This is a genomic window from Pseudomonas poae (assembly GCF_001439785.1).
In the GTDB taxonomy this organism is placed as follows: domain Bacteria; phylum Pseudomonadota; class Gammaproteobacteria; order Pseudomonadales; family Pseudomonadaceae; genus Aquipseudomonas; species Aquipseudomonas poae.
Genome location: NZ_JYLI01000020.1, coordinates 48929 through 65594 on the forward strand (window position 1 = coordinate 48929; position 16666 = coordinate 65594).

Below are 16666 nucleotides of genomic sequence, written 5' to 3' on the forward strand. Positions count from 1 at the left end.
ATACCGCCCTTAATCAGGCGGTGGCGGCACGTAGGGTTTTGCAATAAACGGAACACTGCTTGAAGGACGCCAACGGACCTTCTCAAGGCCATAACGCTCCGCCAGGGGTTTGCTGATCCGTTTGATTTTCTCATTGCGCGAGCGTGGAATAATACCAATTCCCGCGTCACAACATGCCCAATGCCAAGCCTCGGCATTATTCATGACTTCTGCCCTTATAATGAACGATTTAGGCTGTTGATGAAGTTCGTACTCGATGATGTATAGGGAATTTTTCATGGCGACTCCGTCTGTTACTTTTTTGTTACTCGCCCAGATCGAAGGTTCAGATTTTTTTCCTATACATTAATCAACGCCATGTACAACGAGTTACTTATCTTCTCGCTTACAACCATTCGTCGGCAACCTGCAATAAACAATAAACCGGGACAGCCTCTTTCAACTCTTAATACAGAGCCTGTTCACTCAATTGGCTCTTGGTAAAACTCCTGTTTGCCCGTACCTGGTACGGGCTTTTTTTAAGTTGCCCCCGCCACAGCATTCGGCCTGGCGGCACGCCGCCAATGAGCCTGGGGGATCAGTGGGCACGCCGGGAATCGAGCATCTCGCGGATTTTCCTTGGCAAGTCCGGGGGCTGATACGGCTTGGCCAGCAGCTCGAACTCATGCACCTGTATATCCGCGCGCTCCAGCGAGTCTTTCGCGTAGCCCGTGGTCAGGAGCACTTGGGTGTGCGGGTACCGCCGGGACACCTCACACGCGAGTGCCGCACCGTTCATGGCGCCCGGCATGATCAGATCACTGAACACCAGGTCGTAGCGGGCGTTCTCCAGCATCGCCAGCGCCTGCTCGGCATGCGTCGCGGTCGCGGTCCGGTAGCCATAGTCAGCCAGTATCATCTGGGCCAGCTCGGCCACTTCGGGTCGGTCCTCCACGATCAGGATACGCTCGCTGCCGCGCAGTGAGGTGGCATCGGACGGCGGTGGCTCGACCCAGGGCTGGCTGTCGTCGGCCGGGAAGTAGAGGCGTATCGTCGTCCCGACGCCTGGGGACGAACGGACCCGGGCAGTCCCGCCCGATTGCTTGACGAACCCGTACACCATCGAGAGCCCCAGCCCCGAACCCTTGCCCTCCTCCTTGGTGGTGAAAAACGGCTCAATGACCTTTTCCTGGATGTCCGGGGCGATGCCGCTGCCATTATCGGTCACCGAGAGGCTGACGTAGCGTCCCTCAGGCACGCCATTTCCGGGAGACTCGACGTTGCACGTCTCGACGGTGACCTTCGGATCGACGCAGCCCTCCAGCGCATCCAGGGCGTTCGACAACAGGTGCTGCACCGCCAGTTCTGCCTGAGCCGGGTCGATGCGGCAGTTCCAAAGGTCTGGCGCGAGGTCCATCTGTACATTGCCATCGTGCTCGACACGGCGCATGAAATCGGGCCGAGTGAGCAGACCGTTCAGATTGATCACGCGACTGTCGAGCCGCTGTTTTCGCGAAAATGCCAGCAACTGTTGCGTCAATGTCTGCGCCTTCTCCGCTGCCGTCCTGGCGCGAGCGGCGCTCTTGAAGATGCGCTGCAGATCGCCGTCCGGGCGCTTCGCGCTCTGCTGGATCACGTCGAGATAGCCGAACATCACCTGCAGCAGGTTATTGAAATCGTGGGCAATGCCGCCGGTCAGTTGTCCCAACGCTTCCATGTCCTGGGCGCTGCGCAGCCGCTGCTCGGCATCATGGCGGCGGCTCACGTCCAGCTGCGAGGCGAAGAAGTACACCAATTGCCCCGCCTCGTTGAACAGCGGCGCGATAAAGATTTCGTTCCAGAACGTCGAGCCGTCCTTACGGTAATTGAGCACTTCCACACACACTTCATGGTGGCGCTCGATCGCCTGTTGCGCTTGCGCAAGAGCGCACTTGTCGGTTTCCGGGCCCTGCAGGAATCTGCAGTTGCGGCCGATGATTTCGTCCTGTTCAAAACCGGTCAGGTCCACGAAGGCCTGGTTGGCAAAAATGATCGGATTGTCGTGTTGTGCGGGGTCAGTCACGATCATCGCGCTGTGGCTGGCTTCCATGGCTGCCAGGAAGAGGTCTTTGCGGTTGGAGGACAGCGTCGCCATATCGGCACTTTCAACCACGGGCTTGTTCTTTTGTGCCAAGGTTCACCTCCGGGAGAATGGTGCGTTTTTCATGGACCGTGAAAACGCCGCGGAGTGCGACCCTGTGCTGCGCTCGCGCGCAGAGCGCAGCACCGCACGCCGCCAGGCGTGCGGTTGCTCCAGGTCAGAGATCTGGCTTGGGCTGCAGCCCCGACCCCAGGTCAGCGCCGGTCATCGGGTCGCTGGAAGGATCCGAGAGTGTGCGAATTTTCATCGCATCCAATTGCGCCTCGTCGCTGGCGTCCAACTGCACGCTGGCGGTGCCGTCGCCGCCATCGACCGCCGGTTGCGGGTCCTCGACGAACGTCCATTCCTCACCCTGATTCCACGGGCCGCGCACATCCTGCGCGCCTTGCGACATGTTGAAGTACACCTGAGTGAACTCAGGCATGCCTGGCAACTTGCCTTGAGGGAAGTTGGGCTGAATGGCATGCAGGGCCTTTTCGAAGGACAGTTGATGCGCAATTTCCCGCGTCATCAAAAAGCCCAGCGCGTCCTTGACGCCAGGATCGTCCGTGACGTTCATCAAACGCTCATAAACAATCTTGGCGCGGGCTTCGGCCGCGATATTGGAGCGCATGTCGGCGGTCGGCTCGCCAATCGTGTCGATGTAGGCCGCGGTCCACGGCACGCCAGCGGAGTTGGTCAACGGCGAACCGGCGCCATACAACAGGCTGGTGATATGGGAGTCATTGCCGGCGCCGTTGAGTGAGCGATACAGCTCGCCCTCCTCCTCCACGCCTTCGGCCATGCGGCCCTTGGCGCCCTTGTTGAGCATCACGATGATCGATCCGACGATCTCCAGGTGGCTGAGCTCTTCGGTGGCGATGTCCATCAGCAGATCCTTGCGCCCCGGATCGTCCTCGGCCAACGCCTGGGTGAAATAGCGGGACGCAGCCGCCAATTCACCCTGGGCACCACCAAACTGTTCGAGCAACAGGTTCGCCAGGCCCGGATTGGGCTCGGCCACACGTACCGTGTATTGAAGTCGTTTGTTATGTAGAAACATGAACAATCTCCTCAGGCTTACTGAAAGTGACGGCATTCTGGAATGCGCGCCTACCTTCATGTGAAGCATCGGGAGAGGGCAAAATTTCAAAACAAACCTGAGTCTCACGACCAGCGGTTAAGCCCGCCGTAACAAGCGAAACGGCGGCTACAGGGCCTGGCGCGGCGGCTAACGCACCTGCGTCGCAAACCTGCCCACGGCATCCACCACCTGTTTGGCGCCGTCCTGAATTTCGACAATCACCTGGCCCGCCTGCGTGGCCAGCTCCAGCCCCTGCTCGGCCTGGGACTTGCTGTTGGCCATTTCGGCGACCGTTTCATCCACCAGTTTCTGGTTCTGCAACACCACCGAGGCGATCTCTTCGGTGGCCGTGCTCGTGCGACCGGCCAACTGGCGAACCTCATCGGCGACCACGGCAAAGCCGCGACCCTGCTCACCCGCGCGCGCCGCTTCGATGGCCGCGTTCAAGGCCAGCAGGTTGGTTTGCTGGGCGATGCTGCTGATGGTCTGGATGATCGAACTGATCAACAGCGACTGTTTGCCCAGGGCTTCGACGCCGCCGGAAGCCGCCTGCATGTCCACCGAAACCTTGCGCATGGTGTGCATCGTGTCATTGACCACCACGGCGCCGCGCTGGGCCGTCACGTCGGTCTGCCGGGAAATTTCAAAGGCCGTCTGCGCAGCCTCACTGACCTGTTGTTCGCGGGCCACCTGGTCGGTGACCACCGTGGCAAACTTCACCACTTTGCACAGCGTGCCTTCGGTGTCATACACCGGGTTGTAGGTCGCTTCCAGCCATACCGTTTCACCGCGACTGTCGATGCGTTCAAAGCGCCCGCCGACAAACTCGCCCTTGTTCAGAGTGGCCCAAAAATCCTTGTAGTGGTGTGACGCGACTTCTTCCGGCTTGCAGAAAATACGGTGATGACTGCCTTTGGCCTGGGCCAGGTTGTAGCCCATCGCCTTTAGGAACTGATCGTTGGCCATCAGCACATGCCCGGAAAGGTCAAACTCGATCACCGCCGTCGAACGCAGCAAGGCATCGATGAAGGAGGTGTTTTCCGAAGCTTTTTCCAGACGCGAAGTGATGTTGGTGGCGTAACAGGTGATGTGGCTCAAACTGCCACTGGTATCGGTGATGGGCTGCCAGTGGGCGTGAATCCACACCAGCGAGCCGTCCGCATGCAGGTAGCGGTACTCGTCAGTGATTGACCTCCCGGCGCTGACGGCGGCGCGAAAGTTCTGATAGCACGGCAGCCTGGCGACGTACTGCGGAACGATATCGGCCATTGCCCGCCCCAGAAGCTGCTCCTGGGTGTAGCCCAGGGCGTTGGCGAAGTTGTCGTTGCAGGCCGTTATATTCAGCGTCGGATCAATGCTCAACGTCAGCATTTCGCGGTCCAGACCGTCGCGCAGTTGGCGCAGTTGCGCCAGCTCGGCAGCCTGAACATTGAGCTGTTGCTTGATTTTGGAGTTAAACATGGGGCAGCGCCTCTGGGGTCATACTCAGGCTATCGGCAAGGCCAACGGCTTATTGAGGCCCCGTGCAAAGCGGCTGATGGAATGTCGGCGCACGTTGCAACGGCGATTCTTTGCGCCTATCGTGACCAATAACTTATACAAGGTGAATTGCATTGTACAAGAACGCCCAATGGCCTTTGACGCTCTACTTTGATGGCGATTGCCCACTTTGCGCACGCGAGATCAAGCTGCTCAGCGCCCATGCCGCGCCGGACCGCCTGCTGTTCGTTGACATCAGCGCTGAGGCATTCGACGCGACGCCCCTGGGGTTCACTGCGGCGGACATGGCCTCATCGCTGCATGCCAGGTTTGACGATGGCACCTGGGTCACCGGCCTGGACGCAACACTCTGGAGCTGGCGGGCAGCTGGCTTGGGTGTCTGGGCCGCGCCGCTGTCATGGCGGCTGACACGGCCGCTGCTGAACATCGGCTATCGCCTGTTCTGCCGCTTTCGCCCCCACCTGGCCTGGCTGCCGCATCCTGACGGCGGCGCTCGCTGTGGCGCGGATGGCTGCGCGGTGCCCGACAGCCGGACGACGAAGGCGGACAAGAAAACCTAGACGTCCAACAGCTCGTCAAGGAAGGCGATGACCAGCCGGTTGAACGTCTCGGCCTGGTCGTCATGCACGTAATGGCTGGCATCCGCCACTTCGGCGGTGCGCACCCGTGCGTTGCTCTCGCGCATGGCTTGCAGCGTTGCCGCCGGCAGGAAATCCGAGCGCGCGCCGCGTATGAACAGTGTCGGGCAATCGAGGGCACGCACCGCCGGCCATAAATCGGTGGGCTCGATGCTCAGGCGTGCCTCGGCGATGCCCTGCTGATCGTGGCGCCAGGTGATAACGCCGGCGCTTTCTTTCATCGAGTGTGCCAGCCGGGAGGCCAGGCCCTGCTCCGACAAGCCGGGGCGTGAGGCCTGCCAGAACGCGCGGGCAGCGTCCCAACTCTCGAAGTTCAGCGGGGTCTGGTTCATCTCGCGGCGGATGCGCGCGGCGCCGTCGCCCTGGCTGGAGGAGCCGGGGCCGATGTCTTCGATGATCAGGCCCAGCAGGCGGTCGGGGTTTTGTCGGGCGTATTCCAGGGCGTTGGCGCCGCCCAGGGAGTGGCCCAGCAGGAAGAAGTACTCGAGGCCGGCGTGGGCGACGAAGTCTTGCAGGTCGTCGACGTAGGATTGCGTGTGGTAGCTGGTGGGCGGTGCCCAGTCGCTCAGGCCGCGACCGCGTTGGTCCAGGGCGTAGACGCAGAAGCCGGGGCCGAGCGCCTGGACCAGTGATTCCCAGGTTTGTGCGTAGGCGCGCAGGCCGTGGAGCAGGACCAGGGGGGTGTCGCTTGGGTGGCCCCAGCGCAGGACGTGCAGGTTGAGGCCGGTGCGGTTGGTGAAGAAGCTGCTGGTTGGGGGCATTGGTTGGGTCCGCCGGAGTGGAGGTGATCGAGTGTCTTGGGGACGGTTATGGGGTTGGCACGGTTTTAATGTGGGAGCTGGCTTGCCTGCGATAGCGGTTTGACTGTGTACATATCCGTTGCTGCGGTGATGGCGGAGATTGGTTCCGCCCTTACGGCGGGTCACTTTTGGAAAAGAGCCCCAAAAGTAACCAAAAGGGCTCTTGCCCCACCACTCGGCACCTCGCTCACGCTCGGTGTGCCCGCACGCAGGCTTGAATCCGTGGGCCGCCGCAATGGGCCATCCCTGGCCCAGTGCGGCTAACCCGGCGTCCTGCCGGGTTACCCACGGATTCAAGCCTGCGTGCGGCCAGCGTGGTTGACGGGGCGCTTGAGATCAAAATCAAGATCAACAGCCAGATCAAAAGCCAGATCAAAAGCGTTTTTAGAAACGGTCGAAGCGGTACGGGCTTGGGTCGATGATTGGGGGATGGCCGCTGATGAGGTCGGCGGCCAGTTGGCCGGCGGCTGGTGAGGTGCCGAAGCCGTGGCCGGAGAAGCCGGTGGCGACGGTGAGGCCGGGGATCTTTTCGACGGGGCCGATGACCGGGTTGGAGTCCGGTGTGACGTCGATGGTGCCGGCCCAGGTCTGGGCGATTCGGACTTGCTCGAACACCGGCCAGGCGGCTTTGAGGTTGTTCATCGCGTCGTCGTTCAGCCGTGGGTTGGCGGCCGGGTCCTGGGTGCGCACGCGTTCGAACGGGCTGATGCTGTCGGCCGACCAGCGTCGCGACAGGGCCAGGTCGCTGAAGAAGTATTTGCCCAACGACACGTTCAACACGCTGCGCTGCGCACGAAATTGGGGCATGTATTGCCTGGCCAGCAACAGGTGGTCAAGGGTCAGGAATGCATCCAGCTTGCCGCGCTGGGTGATGATGAAGCCGCCGTCCTTGTGTTTGCGAAACGAAAAATCCGGCGCGCCCACGGCGATTTCGGTGGGGCCTTGCATGGGGTGGGTGCGCAGCACCGAGCAGGTCAGGGCCAGGGTCGGCAATGACACGCCGAGGTTGCCCAGAAAGCGTCGCGACCACATGCCACCGGCGAGCAAGACCTGGTCGCAGCGGATCTCGCCTTTTTCCGTGACCACGCCGCTTACCTTGCCGGCCGACATCTGCAGCGTGCGCACCGCGCACTGCTCGATAATCACCACGCCCAGGGCCATGGCCGCCTTGGCAATCGCGCTGCTGGCCAGGGTCGGTTCGGCGCGGGCGTCGGACGCGGTGTAGATCCCGCCGGCCCACTCGCCCTGGCCACCGGGCACGCGCTGCGCGATTTCGCGATTACTGAGCAACTGCGAATCCAGGGACAGATGCTCGACCGACTTGAGCCAGCCTTCATGCATCGCCATCTGCGCTTCGTTGCGGGCGACGAACATAATGCCCTCTTGCCGATAGCCGACGTCCGCGCCGACCCGTTCAGGCATTTGCGCCCACAGGCGGTCGGCGGCCAGGGCCAGCGGAATGTCGTGAGCGTGGCGGCTGGTCTTGCGCACCCAGCCCAGGTTGCGCGAGGACTGTTCCCCGGCGATACGGCCCTTTTCCAGGACCACCACCGGGATATCGCGCTCAGCCAGCGCCAGCGCGGCGGTCAAGCCAATGATTCCGCCGCCGATGATGACGACGGACGTGGCAGAGGGAAACTCGGTGGACGTGTTCACGGGCGCAATAGTCGGGGCCATGATCAAGACTCGCAAAACAATGAAAGTCGGCCGCACGAATGCACGGCCGCGTCGCGGATTACTGCGCCAGGCGAATCAGTTCCACCTGCGCCTTGGAGGCGTTGCGGTAAGCCGTCACCTCCAGCTCCACCTTGTAGACCGTCGAGCCCAGCGGCGGGCAGGTCACGGTACTGGCAGGGTCGACGCCGCGAAACTTTTCGCCGATCAGCCCCATCACCGCTGGCACGTCGCTGGGGTTCTGGATGAACACCCGCGAGCACACCACGTCGGCCAGGCTGGCATCGACTGCCTTCAAGGCCGACTCGATGTTGGCAAAGACCTGGTGCGTCTGCTCCAGAACGTCTTCGGGGATCAGTTTGGTCTGCGGGTTGCGGCCAGCGGTATTGGATACGTAGATCCAGTTGTCCACCACCACCAGGCGTGAATAGCTGGCCTGGTCTTCGAACGGCGAACCGGTCTTGAGCTTGATGATCTTGGTCATGTCGAAGGTCTCTTCAGTTGGGTAAGGAACGGCTCAGCGCAGCTCAGGGGTTTCCCACAGGTTCAGCTTCACGCCGATGCCCTGTTTGATGGCGTTGCGGTACACCACCGTGCCCCACGCCACGTCCTCGACCGGCATGCCGCCGACCGACATGATGATGATCTCGTCATCGTTGCGACGGCCCTGGGCATCGCCAGCGATGATCCTGCCGATGTCTTCCAGCTCTTCGTGCTGCATCTTGCCTTCGGCAATCATGTCCATGAACCGCACGCCAATCACCGGCACGTTGTGGTGTGCAGGCTTGGGCAGTTCGTCGAACCAGGCTTCGTACAGGCGGGTGTTGTCCAGCACCTTGCGCACGTCGGCACGCTCCATGCCTTCGTCCAGCGAGCAGGACGCGGGCATCGCCATAAAGCATCCCGGCTTGACCCACTCGCGCTTCACGATTGGGTAGGTCGAGGGGTCGCCGGTCTCACCGGAGCTACAATAAGTAACAAGGTCAGAATCGCGGACCACCTCTTCGAGGCTGTCGACCACCTTGATCGTGGTGATCTGCGGATAGGTTTGCTTCACCCAGCCAATAAAATCATTCAGGCTTTTCTCGCCACGCCCTTTGATCTTCAAGGTGTCGATATGCGGGCAAACGGCGATGAACGCGGCGAGCGTGGTCTTGCCCATCACCCCCGGACCGAGCAGGCCGACCACTTTCGCGTCCTTGCGGGCCAGGTGCCGCGCGCCGACGCCGGGGATCGCACCGGTGCGGTACGCCGACAGCAGGTTGGCGGACATATGCGCCAAAGGAGCGCCGGTGTCAGGGTCATTGAGGGTGAACATCAGGATCGAACGCGGCAGGCCTTTCTCGCGATTGGCGATGTTGGAGCCGTACCATTTCACGCCTGCGGTGCAGAAGTTGCCGCCCAGGTAGGCCGGCATCGCCATCATGCGGCGGTCGGCGGTGGGTTTGGGCATGTTGGGAAACGGCGAATCCTTCGGGAATATCACCATCGCACCATGGGAATCGTTGTTCGGCCCGGCCATGCGGTAGTCGCCGCTGTAGAGCAGGCCGAACATTTCTTCCATGGTATTCACACAGGCGAGCATGTCGGTGACGCCGGCGCGGATCATGTCCTGTTCGGACAGGTAGACGAAGTCTATTTTTGCAGTAGTGGACATTATTATTCTCGGCTGAAGGTGATATCGCTGCGGTAGGCGCGGCTCCCACGCTATCGAGGTCGAGTATCGGGCGGTGTTGCGCGCCGGTATTGTAAATTTCGGACATCACGGCTCGGCGCACAGCCAGAAGTTGGCGCGATACGTGCGTGAATATTCGTGCCTATTTCCATAGCAAGGTCCGGACATGCTCAACTTGTGTTCACCGCTGTCGCGGCAGCACACCGCTTATGAACAACCCTGGTTCGTGCTCAACTCATCGCGGTATGCGGTAGTGCCCTGCGAACATCCGGCGATATCGCACTTCTATGCCTTCGATGTCGCCCACTCGGCTGACCTGCTGGCGGTGCCGGATGGCTGCGTGGACATCGTGTTCGACTGCGATGCCACGCGCCCCAGCGTGAAAATCTGCGGTACGCCGCTGCAAGCCCAGCGGGTCGAACTGCTCCAGGGCCATCATTACTTTGGCGTACGCTTTGCGCCGGGGGTCATTCCAGGTTTCATCAATGTCATGGCCGAGGACCTGACCGAACAGGAGTGGGACCTGCTGCAAGTCTCGGCATTTGCCCAGAGCATGTTCGAGAACATCGTCAACGCCCCGCTGTTGCAGGACCAGATCAAGCTGTTCAACGACTACCTGGCGCCTCGCCTGATGGGCCGCACCTCGAAGCTGACCAGCCTGGTGATCCAGCAGGCGCTGGCCCATCGTGGCGATCTGCGCATCCAGCACCTGGAAGACCTCAGTGGCTACACCAGCCGCACGATTCATCGCCAGTTCAGCCAGGACACCGGCGTGTCGCCCAAGGCCTTCTTTCGGATCATTCGCTGCCAGGCCGCCCTGGACACGTTGAACAACCAGCGCGACGTGTCGTTCTCGGACCTGGCGCTGGACCTGGGCTTTTCCGATCAGTCGCACTTCCTGCGCGACTTCAAGAAGCTGGTCAGCACCACGCCCTGCGATTACCAGCGCAAAATGCTGCAGAGCGCTTACAACGAGCGCATCCGTTTCGCCTGAACCCTCCCTCCCTGCGCAACCCTTTTTCTGCGGCCTCCACGCGTTCTCCACAATCCCTTCACTGACCCTGCACGCTTGCCAGGCATTATCGGCACCCGTTGAAATACCCAATACGCGCCACAGGTGCCCCATGCCCTCCGTAACACCGCCAGTCCTGCTCGTAGACAGTGAAAAACTCGGACAACAGTCCGCCAGCCAGACCCTCAAGGCCATCGCCAGGGCCTACCCCGGCAAGTTATTCGCCACCTTGTCGCTGGTCGCGCTGGAGAACGCGCTGCTGTTGGCCTACCCGCTGTTCGCCGGCTTTGCGGTGGACTCGATCATCCGTGGCGATGCCGCCAGTGCGTCGCTGTATGCCGGTGTGGTGCTGGGGTTCTGGGTGGTGGGCGCGGCGCGCCGGGCCCTGGACACACGCACCTTCACGCGCATCTACGCAGACCTTGCGGTGCCGGTGATTCTCAACCAGCGCCTGCAACGCCACAGCACCTCCAAGGCGGCGGCGCGGGTGGTATTGGCGCGGGACTTCGTGGATTTCTTCGAAAAGCACGTGCCGATCATCGCCACCGCGCTGGTCTCGATCATCGGCGCGGCGGGCATGCTGTTGGTGATCGAGCCGTGGGTCGGCCTGGCGTGTTTGGTGGCGTTGCTGCTGTGCCTCACTGTCATGCCCGGCTTCGCCCGACGCAACCAGCGTTTGCACGAGCGCCTGAACAATCGCCTGGAAAAGGAAATCGGCCTGGTCGAAGCCGTGGGCGAACACACGCTGCACCGTCACTACCACGTACTGTCGCGCCTGCGCATCCGGCTGTCGGACCGTGAAGCCGTGGCCTTTCTGTGTATCGGCGTGGTCTCGGCGCTGCTGTTCGTGGTCGCCATCAGCCAATTGGCATTGGCGCCCGCGGTCAAAGCCGGGCATATCTATGCGGTGATGACCTACCTGTGGACCTTCGTCAGTTGCCTGGATGAGGCGCCGTCGATGATCGACCAACTGGCGCGCCTCAAGGACATCGGCAAACGCGTGGATCCGGGCCTGGCGTGAACGCCTGACTTATAACGCAGGCCGGACGCAATCCAAATGTGGGAGGCTCCGCCAAGTCTTCGACTTAGCGCTGTCGCGCAGCAAACGGGGGCCGCTGTGGCGAGCGGGCTTGCCCTAATGCCGTTCAGTTAAGCGTAAATCCCCTGTGGGAGCGGCGCTGCGACTTGCCTGCGAAAGCGGTGGGTCAGTCAACATTAATGTTTGCTGGGCCGACGCCTTCGCAGGCAAGCCAGCTCCCACATTTGATCGCGCTCACATTCCCTATTCAGGTCGGCTCTCAGGCCGCCGCGCTTTTGCTTTTGATCTTAGGCGCCCCGTCAAACACGCTGGGGCGCGAAGCGCCCCCAATCAACGAAAACGCGGTGTACCTGACACTACGCAGAACATGGTTTTGGGGCTGCTGCGCAGCCCAACGCGGGGCAAGCCCGCTCGCCACAGGAATGTGGCTGCCTGAAACGTCAGGTTTTAAAATCAATAAGTTATTTTGTGTTTGATAAGAGCTGCGGTGCGACGATTCGACTTGCCTGCGAAGGCGGTAGTCCAGCAAATATTGATGTTGACTGACCCACCGCCCTCGCGGGCAAGCCCGCTCCCACGTATGGACTGCGGTGCATCAGATCGGTAGCAATGGCCAGGTAAAACTTCAGCTCGAGGCCCGGCGCGTTTCCGAGGGCGACTCGCCAAACAGCTCGCGGTAATGGGTGGCGAAGTGGCTCAGGTGAAAAAAGCCCATGGCCACGGCAATCTCGCCGACGTTTTTGTCACTCGCCGACGTCGCGATCAAGCGCCGCCGCACCGCGTTGAGGCGCAGATTACGCAGGTACTCGACCGGGCGCATGGCGGTCACCGCCTGGAAACTGTTCTGCAGGGTTCGGCGGCTCACGCGCAGTTGTTCGCACAGATCCAAAATGCTCAACGGCGTATCGCCACTGGCGATGATCAACTCCTGGCTGCGCCGGACCAGGTACGCGCTGACCGCGAAATTGCCACGGCGACCACGCACTTCATCGCCGGCGTGGCTGAACAGATCCAGAAACGCTCCAAGCAGTTCATCTTCGAGCATCTTCTCCGAGGCCGGGCTGATGGCGTGGGCATGTTCCAGAAAGTGACGAAACAGCGGGTGGATGCGCTGGCGAATGCGCAGCAGTAACGCTTCATCGACACTGAGGGCCGACACGCTGGTCAAACGCTTGAGCTGCTCGGCGGACAACTCGAACGCCGCCAGTTTGGCAAAGCGCACCGCATCGACGTTGAGCGAGAAAAAATGCGTGCCCTGGGGAGCATGCAGCACGAATTCCTCGGCATCGCGCAGCAGCACGACACTCTGCGCACTCACCTGTTGGCCCTGCACCACCGGCGGGCTGCCCAGCGACATCGCCGCACACAGGCGGCCCTTGGGTGAGCGGCCATGCTGCACGACGCGCTTGTCGAGCACCTCCTGGAAAATCTGAAAACGATCCCCGGACAGCTGGTGCAGCTCGCTGTTCAGGCAACCGCGACCGAGCTGGTCGTAGACCTGCTGCCAGCCCTGGATCGAGCCGGCATGCTGTTGGGAGTCATTGAAGGTGCGCACTTGGGCGAACATAAGTGTGATTCCTCGGCGGCCTGAAGCAGGGCTCAGTCATCCCTGGCGGCAGCGGACGTTGGCGCAATGCCGGCGTGAAAATCCAAAGCCAGTTCCGTGCCAAGCATGTGCAAACGATACGCTCCCGGTTCTATCGCCAGCGGCGCCAGCAACGCACCGGACAACACCACCTGCCCGGCCTCAACCGGGTGACCATCGGCCAGCAGACGCCGCACCAGCCAGCACAGGTTGAATAGCGGGCTGTCCTCACGCGCCTGGGTATCGCCGCTGCCCAGCAACACGCCCCCGTGCTCCAGGCGATAGGCCACGCAGGCATGTCGCGCCGGGTCGAACGGTACGCGTGCTCCGACGCAGTAAAGGCCGGCGGCGGCGTTATCGGCCAGAAACGCACCAAGCCCGAACTGCCAGCCTTGCCAGCGGCAATCGGCGATCTCGAACGCCGGCGCCACCTCGGCAATCGCCGCCAGAATCTGCGCGTCGCTGTACTCACCCGGCGCCAGGGTATCCCCGAACACGAGGGCCAGTTCCACCTCCAGCTTGGGCTGGATCAGCTGCTCGCACGCCACCGCGCTGCCCGGCGCCACCGCCATGGCCTGGGTGAGCGCGCCATACACCGGCTCATCCAGGCCAAAGCGCGCCTGCGCGGCGCGGCCGGCAAACGCCACTTTCCAGCCGCTCAAGCGCTCGCCGTTTGCACTGCGGCGCACCAGGCCCTGGCGCAACAGCGCATAGCCTTGCTGCTTGTCGAGCGCCTCGGGCGGCAACGGCGCAATGGCCTGGACAGCGCGCCCGGCCTGCTGCAAGTGCGCAAGCACATCGTTGACGTTGCTCATGACAGTTGCTCCGCCAGTTTGCGCAACACACCGTCGAGTCGCTCAGGCGTGGTGATGGCGGCGACAAAACGGTCCGGACGCACCACGACGATGCAATCACGCACCCGAGAAAACCATTCGCCCAGACGGTTATCCACGTCCTCCACACTCAAGGCGTCGCTGGCGGTCAGCGGCTGGTTGCGCCCCACACCGCTGCGTGAACGGTTGACCTGAATGAAACGCGTGCTCCACCCGGCCCAATACTCGGCCATGGCATCGCTCAAGTGTTCACGCGGGTTCAGCCGATAGCCGAGCACCGCGTAGCCATTGCCAAGCACTTCGTCGAGGCGCCGGCGCTGACCCTGGGCATCTTCGATGGACGGTTGGATAAACAGCTGGCCGACCAGGTCGTCCTCGCGCAATTCGGCGCGCTCATGGTGGACCAGGCCCCTGGTGATGGTGGCCTTGGGTTTGAACTTGAATTCCAGCAAGTGCGAACGCAGGTTATCGACGCTGTTGACTGCCTGGAACAGCCAGTCGCGCACCCCGGCCATCAGCGGGTTGGTCAAACCGAGGACGGCGCCCATGTTGTCGGCCAGGGCCACCAGTTCGGTCGCGTGACCACGGCGTTCCTGATCGTAACTGCCAAGGATCGACGGTGCCGCGCGGCCCTGGATGATCGCCGCGAGTTTCCACGCCACGTTGGCCACGTCGCGCAGGCCCGAGTTGAGGCCCTGCCCGGCCCACGGCGGGGAGATATGCGCTGCATCGCCGACCAGCGCCACGCGCCCTTCGACAAAGCGCGCCGCGACCCGTGAGTGGTGGGTGTAGGCCCGAATGCGGATGATATCGAGGTCGTCGACCGCATCGCCGATATGCCCGTGGATCAGCCGGCGAATGGTCGCCTCTTCGCACATTTTCGCTTCGTCTTCGCCCTCCATCAGCATGAATTCCCAGCGTCGTTGCTGGTAAGGCAGGTAGATGCACACGAAGGGCCGCTGCGGGTCGGCATGCAAGGCGGTGAACGGCGCATCGAGGGTGTCGTTGGCCGTGTCGACCACCACCCATTTGCGCGGGTGAGTCAGCCCGAGCAGTTCGATGCCCAGTTGTTTGCGCACCGTGGAACGCCCGCCATCGGCACCGATCACATAGTCAGCCTGCAACTGATAGACCTCGCCGTCGGCGCCGCGCACCTGCAGGGTCACGCCCTGCCCGTCCTGGGCAAGCTCAAGCAGTTCGTGGCCCTCGCGCAGTTCGACACCCGGGTGACGGCCGAGGTGTTCACGCAGGGTGCCTTCGAGCAACTGCTGCATGAAAATGTTGCGCATCGGCCAGCCGTAATGCGCGGTACTCGGCTTGACCTCGGCAAAGCACACGCCGCGCGCGTTGTAATAGCGCAGCGGCACGTCGCAGATCATGTCGCGCACCGCCAGGTCCGCAATGTCGATGCCCTGCAACACGCGCAATGCTTCGTCGTCCATGCCCACGGCACGGGGATACGGCAGGATGCCGTCGGCCAGTTCGAGGACCACGCAGTCGATGCCGTACACCCCCATGTAATGCGCGGCGGTGATCCCGTTGGGACCACCGCCGACGATGACAACCTGGGTCTTCTCCTGCTTCATCGCTATTCACCGCTGTTCTTGTTGTGGTTGGGGTACGCCAGCGCTCACGCCTGCACCGTTATCAGTGCAGCCCGTCAAGGCCCTTCACCTCTTCGGCGCGCAGGCCGCCCAGCCGCGCATGCAGACGTCCGCGGGTGGCGAAGGCCCAGATCACCACCAGCTCATCCGGCGAAGGTCCGTCACCGAACGTGATGGAAAAACTGTCGTAGTGCGAACGCACATACAGCGCGTCCTTGTGGGCCAGCGGCACGTCGATGGTCGAGCCCGGACCGCCGCGCTTGCCGGTGGATGGCACCCACGACTTGCCGCCGCCCATCGCCACGCGAATCGGGTCGGCCGCCGGGTTGGTCAGAAACGCGTTGCCGTGTTCGTACTCACCGGCGCTGCCCACCAGGATAGCCTTGCCATAGCTTTCAATCCGGCGTGAACCGGCAAGTGCCAGGATGCGTCGGCCGAACTCTTCACCCAGCAGCGGCGACGGCTCGATCAATTGCGAAAGGTCTTCACTGTAGCGGCCGGCATAGGGGTTGGCGATCACGGCGGCCACGGCGTATTTGAACACTGGCTCGCCATCGGCCAGTTGGCCGGTTTCATTGGCCAGGGTTTCTTCGACGAAGCTGTACCATTTGCGGATGTGATAGCTGGCGAAATTTGCAGTTTTCATCAGGTGAACCTCGGTTCAAATCGGGTCAAGGGGGTCAAGCGTGATATTGCGACTCGGCGCACCGGCTGCCTTGAAGCGGGCCTTGCCGCACGCATCGTCATGCTCGGTCTCGAGAAAGAATTCCATGCGATTGCCATCGGGGTCGTTGAAATACAGACCGTTGCCGATTTCATGATCGGTAATTTTCACCACCTCCACCCCCTTCTCCAGCAACATGCCGTAGAGCTGGCGCAAGGTAGTCATGTCACCGTCGATTTCCAATCCGTAGTGTTGCAGGCCCAGCCCGCCCTGATGGGCGCCGGGCTCTGCACGAATCAAGGCGATGTCGTGATGCTTGGTGCCAAACGCCATCATGACCCAGCTTTCGCCCCGGGCACTTTCGTGCATGCCCAGGATGTCGGCGTACCAGCGTGCCGACACATCAGGATCACTCACAAATAGCGATAAGTGGGTCCGAAGGATTTCGACTTTCATCACC

16 protein-coding genes and 1 pseudogene are annotated in these 16666 nt (G+C 62.0%); 3 read left to right on the forward strand and 14 right to left on the reverse strand.

The features are described 5' to 3' along the window. Positions 1-9: 9 nt before the first annotated feature. From TU75_RS26995 to TU75_RS28685, 5 genes and pseudogenes are all read right to left on the reverse strand, one after another. A complete protein-coding gene (locus TU75_RS26995) occupies positions 10-279 on the reverse strand; it encodes a DUF6555 family protein (protein WP_080627570.1) in 270 nt (89 codons plus the stop codon). A gap of 298 nt (positions 280-577) precedes the next feature. Continuing rightward, positions 578-2152: a histidine kinase famiy protein gene (locus TU75_RS20895; protein WP_082630512.1), complete on the reverse strand. Its 1575-nt coding sequence runs from the start codon at positions 2150-2152 to the stop codon at positions 578-580. Positions 2153-2276: 124 nt separating this feature from the next. Beyond that, positions 2277-3161, reverse strand: coding sequence for a manganese catalase family protein (locus TU75_RS20900; RefSeq protein ID WP_060549988.1), 885 nt, complete (start codon positions 3159-3161; stop codon positions 2277-2279). Positions 3162-3329: 168 nt separating this feature from the next. After that, positions 3330-3767, reverse strand: a complete 438-nt coding sequence (locus TU75_RS28680) for a methyl-accepting chemotaxis protein (protein WP_413469901.1) — start codon at positions 3765-3767, stop codon at positions 3330-3332. Between the two features lie 99 nt (positions 3768-3866). Then, positions 3867-4643, reverse strand: a pseudogene (locus TU75_RS28685) (PAS domain-containing protein); the annotation flags it as partial. Between the two features lie 152 nt (positions 4644-4795). Between TU75_RS28685 and TU75_RS20910 the strand changes: the two are divergent. Then, the gene (locus TU75_RS20910; RefSeq protein WP_015371959.1) at positions 4796-5242 is read left to right on the forward strand and encodes a thiol-disulfide oxidoreductase DCC family protein; all 447 of its coding nucleotides are present in this window, start codon (positions 4796-4798) and stop codon (positions 5240-5242) included. Here the strand turns inward: TU75_RS20910 and TU75_RS20915 are convergent. The 4 genes from TU75_RS20915 to TU75_RS20930 form a co-directional block, all read right to left on the reverse strand. Next, positions 5239-6081, reverse strand: coding sequence for an alpha/beta fold hydrolase (locus TU75_RS20915; protein ID WP_060549990.1), 843 nt, complete (start codon positions 6079-6081; stop codon positions 5239-5241). The two genes, TU75_RS20910 and TU75_RS20915, sit on opposite strands and share 4 nt — an antisense overlap. Before the next feature lie 423 nt (positions 6082-6504). Continuing rightward, positions 6505-7797 carry an NAD(P)/FAD-dependent oxidoreductase gene (locus TU75_RS20920; RefSeq protein ID WP_060549991.1) on the reverse strand — a complete coding sequence of 431 codons (1293 nt, stop codon included), beginning with the start codon at positions 7795-7797 and terminating at the stop codon, positions 6505-6507. Between the two features lie 58 nt (positions 7798-7855). After that, complete coding sequence (locus TU75_RS20925; protein WP_003234973.1) at positions 7856-8278, reverse strand: RidA family protein; 423 nt, start codon at positions 8276-8278, stop codon at positions 7856-7858. Between the two features lie 33 nt (positions 8279-8311). Next, entirely contained in the window at positions 8312-9451 is a 1140-nt protein-coding gene (locus TU75_RS20930) for an ornithine cyclodeaminase family protein (RefSeq protein WP_003234971.1), read from the reverse strand. 184 nt (positions 9452-9635) lie between these two features. Between TU75_RS20930 and TU75_RS20935 the strand changes: the two genes are divergently transcribed. Next, positions 9636-10463 (forward strand): AraC family transcriptional regulator, encoded by an 828-nt coding sequence (locus TU75_RS20935; RefSeq protein ID WP_060549992.1) that lies wholly within the window; start codon positions 9636-9638, stop codon positions 10461-10463. A 130-nt stretch (positions 10464-10593) separates the two neighbouring features. Continuing rightward, positions 10594-11502, forward strand: a complete 909-nt coding sequence (locus TU75_RS20940) for an ABC transporter six-transmembrane domain-containing protein (RefSeq protein WP_060549993.1) — start codon at positions 10594-10596, stop codon at positions 11500-11502. Between the two features lie 643 nt (positions 11503-12145). On the opposite strand, the gene TU75_RS20945 is transcribed toward TU75_RS20940, so the two are convergent. The 5 genes from TU75_RS20945 to TU75_RS20965 all read right to left on the reverse strand — a co-directional run bounded on the left by TU75_RS20945 (position 12146) and on the right by TU75_RS20965 (position 16662). Beyond that, on the reverse strand, positions 12146-13087 hold the full coding sequence (locus tag TU75_RS20945) for a helix-turn-helix domain-containing protein (protein ID WP_003234965.1): 942 nt from the start codon (positions 13085-13087) through the stop codon (positions 12146-12148). A gap of 32 nt (positions 13088-13119) precedes the next feature. After that, positions 13120-13920 carry a 2-keto-4-pentenoate hydratase gene (locus TU75_RS20950; protein ID WP_060549994.1) on the reverse strand — a complete coding sequence of 267 codons (801 nt, stop codon included), beginning with the start codon at positions 13918-13920 and terminating at the stop codon, positions 13120-13122. Next, a complete protein-coding gene (locus TU75_RS20955) occupies positions 13917-15524 on the reverse strand; it encodes a bifunctional 3-(3-hydroxy-phenyl)propionate/3-hydroxycinnamic acid hydroxylase (RefSeq protein ID WP_060549995.1) in 1608 nt (535 codons plus the stop codon). The genes TU75_RS20950 and TU75_RS20955 overlap by 4 nt, the downstream gene beginning before the upstream one ends. A gap of 61 nt (positions 15525-15585) precedes the next feature. Continuing rightward, on the reverse strand, positions 15586-16188 hold the full coding sequence (locus tag TU75_RS20960; RefSeq protein WP_060549996.1) for an amino acid synthesis family protein: 603 nt from the start codon (positions 16186-16188) through the stop codon (positions 15586-15588). A gap of 15 nt (positions 16189-16203) precedes the next feature. Then, entirely contained in the window at positions 16204-16662 is a 459-nt protein-coding gene (locus tag TU75_RS20965; protein ID WP_003234957.1) for a VOC family protein, read from the reverse strand. Between the last annotated feature and the right edge of the window lie 4 nt (positions 16663-16666).

Coding starts and splice junctions, on each gene's coding strand:
- TU75_RS20940 (WP_060549993.1), top strand. CDS start 10,594: ATGCCCTCCGTAACACCGCCAGTCCTGCTCGTAGACAGTGAAAAACTC.
- TU75_RS20930 (WP_003234971.1), bottom strand. CDS start 9,451: ATGTCCACTACTGCAAAAATAGACTTCGTCTACCTGTCCGAACAGGAC.
- TU75_RS20920 (WP_060549991.1), bottom strand. CDS start 7,797: ATGGCCCCGACTATTGCGCCCGTGAACACGTCCACCGAGTTTCCCTCT.
- TU75_RS20960 (WP_060549996.1), bottom strand. CDS start 16,188: ATGAAAACTGCAAATTTCGCCAGCTATCACATCCGCAAATGGTACAGC.
- TU75_RS20900 (WP_060549988.1), bottom strand. CDS start 3,161: ATGTTTCTACATAACAAACGACTTCAATACACGGTACGTGTGGCCGAG.
- TU75_RS28680 (WP_413469901.1), bottom strand. CDS start 3,767: ATGCACACCATGCGCAAGGTTTCGGTGGACATGCAGGCGGCTTCCGGC.
- TU75_RS20945 (WP_003234965.1), bottom strand. CDS start 13,087: ATGTTCGCCCAAGTGCGCACCTTCAATGACTCCCAACAGCATGCCGGC.
- TU75_RS20925 (WP_003234973.1), bottom strand. CDS start 8,278: ATGACCAAGATCATCAAGCTCAAGACCGGTTCGCCGTTCGAAGACCAG.
- TU75_RS20935 (WP_060549992.1), top strand. CDS start 9,636: ATGCTCAACTTGTGTTCACCGCTGTCGCGGCAGCACACCGCTTATGAA.
- TU75_RS26995 (WP_080627570.1), bottom strand. CDS start 279: ATGAAAAATTCCCTATACATCATCGAGTACGAACTTCATCAACAGCCT.
- TU75_RS20950 (WP_060549994.1), bottom strand. CDS start 13,920: ATGAGCAACGTCAACGATGTGCTTGCGCACTTGCAGCAGGCCGGGCGC.
- TU75_RS20955 (WP_060549995.1), bottom strand. CDS start 15,524: ATGAAGCAGGAGAAGACCCAGGTTGTCATCGTCGGCGGTGGTCCCAAC.
- TU75_RS20965 (WP_003234957.1), bottom strand. CDS start 16,662: ATGAAAGTCGAAATCCTTCGGACCCACTTATCGCTATTTGTGAGTGAT.
- TU75_RS20915 (WP_060549990.1), bottom strand. CDS start 6,081: ATGCCCCCAACCAGCAGCTTCTTCACCAACCGCACCGGCCTCAACCTG.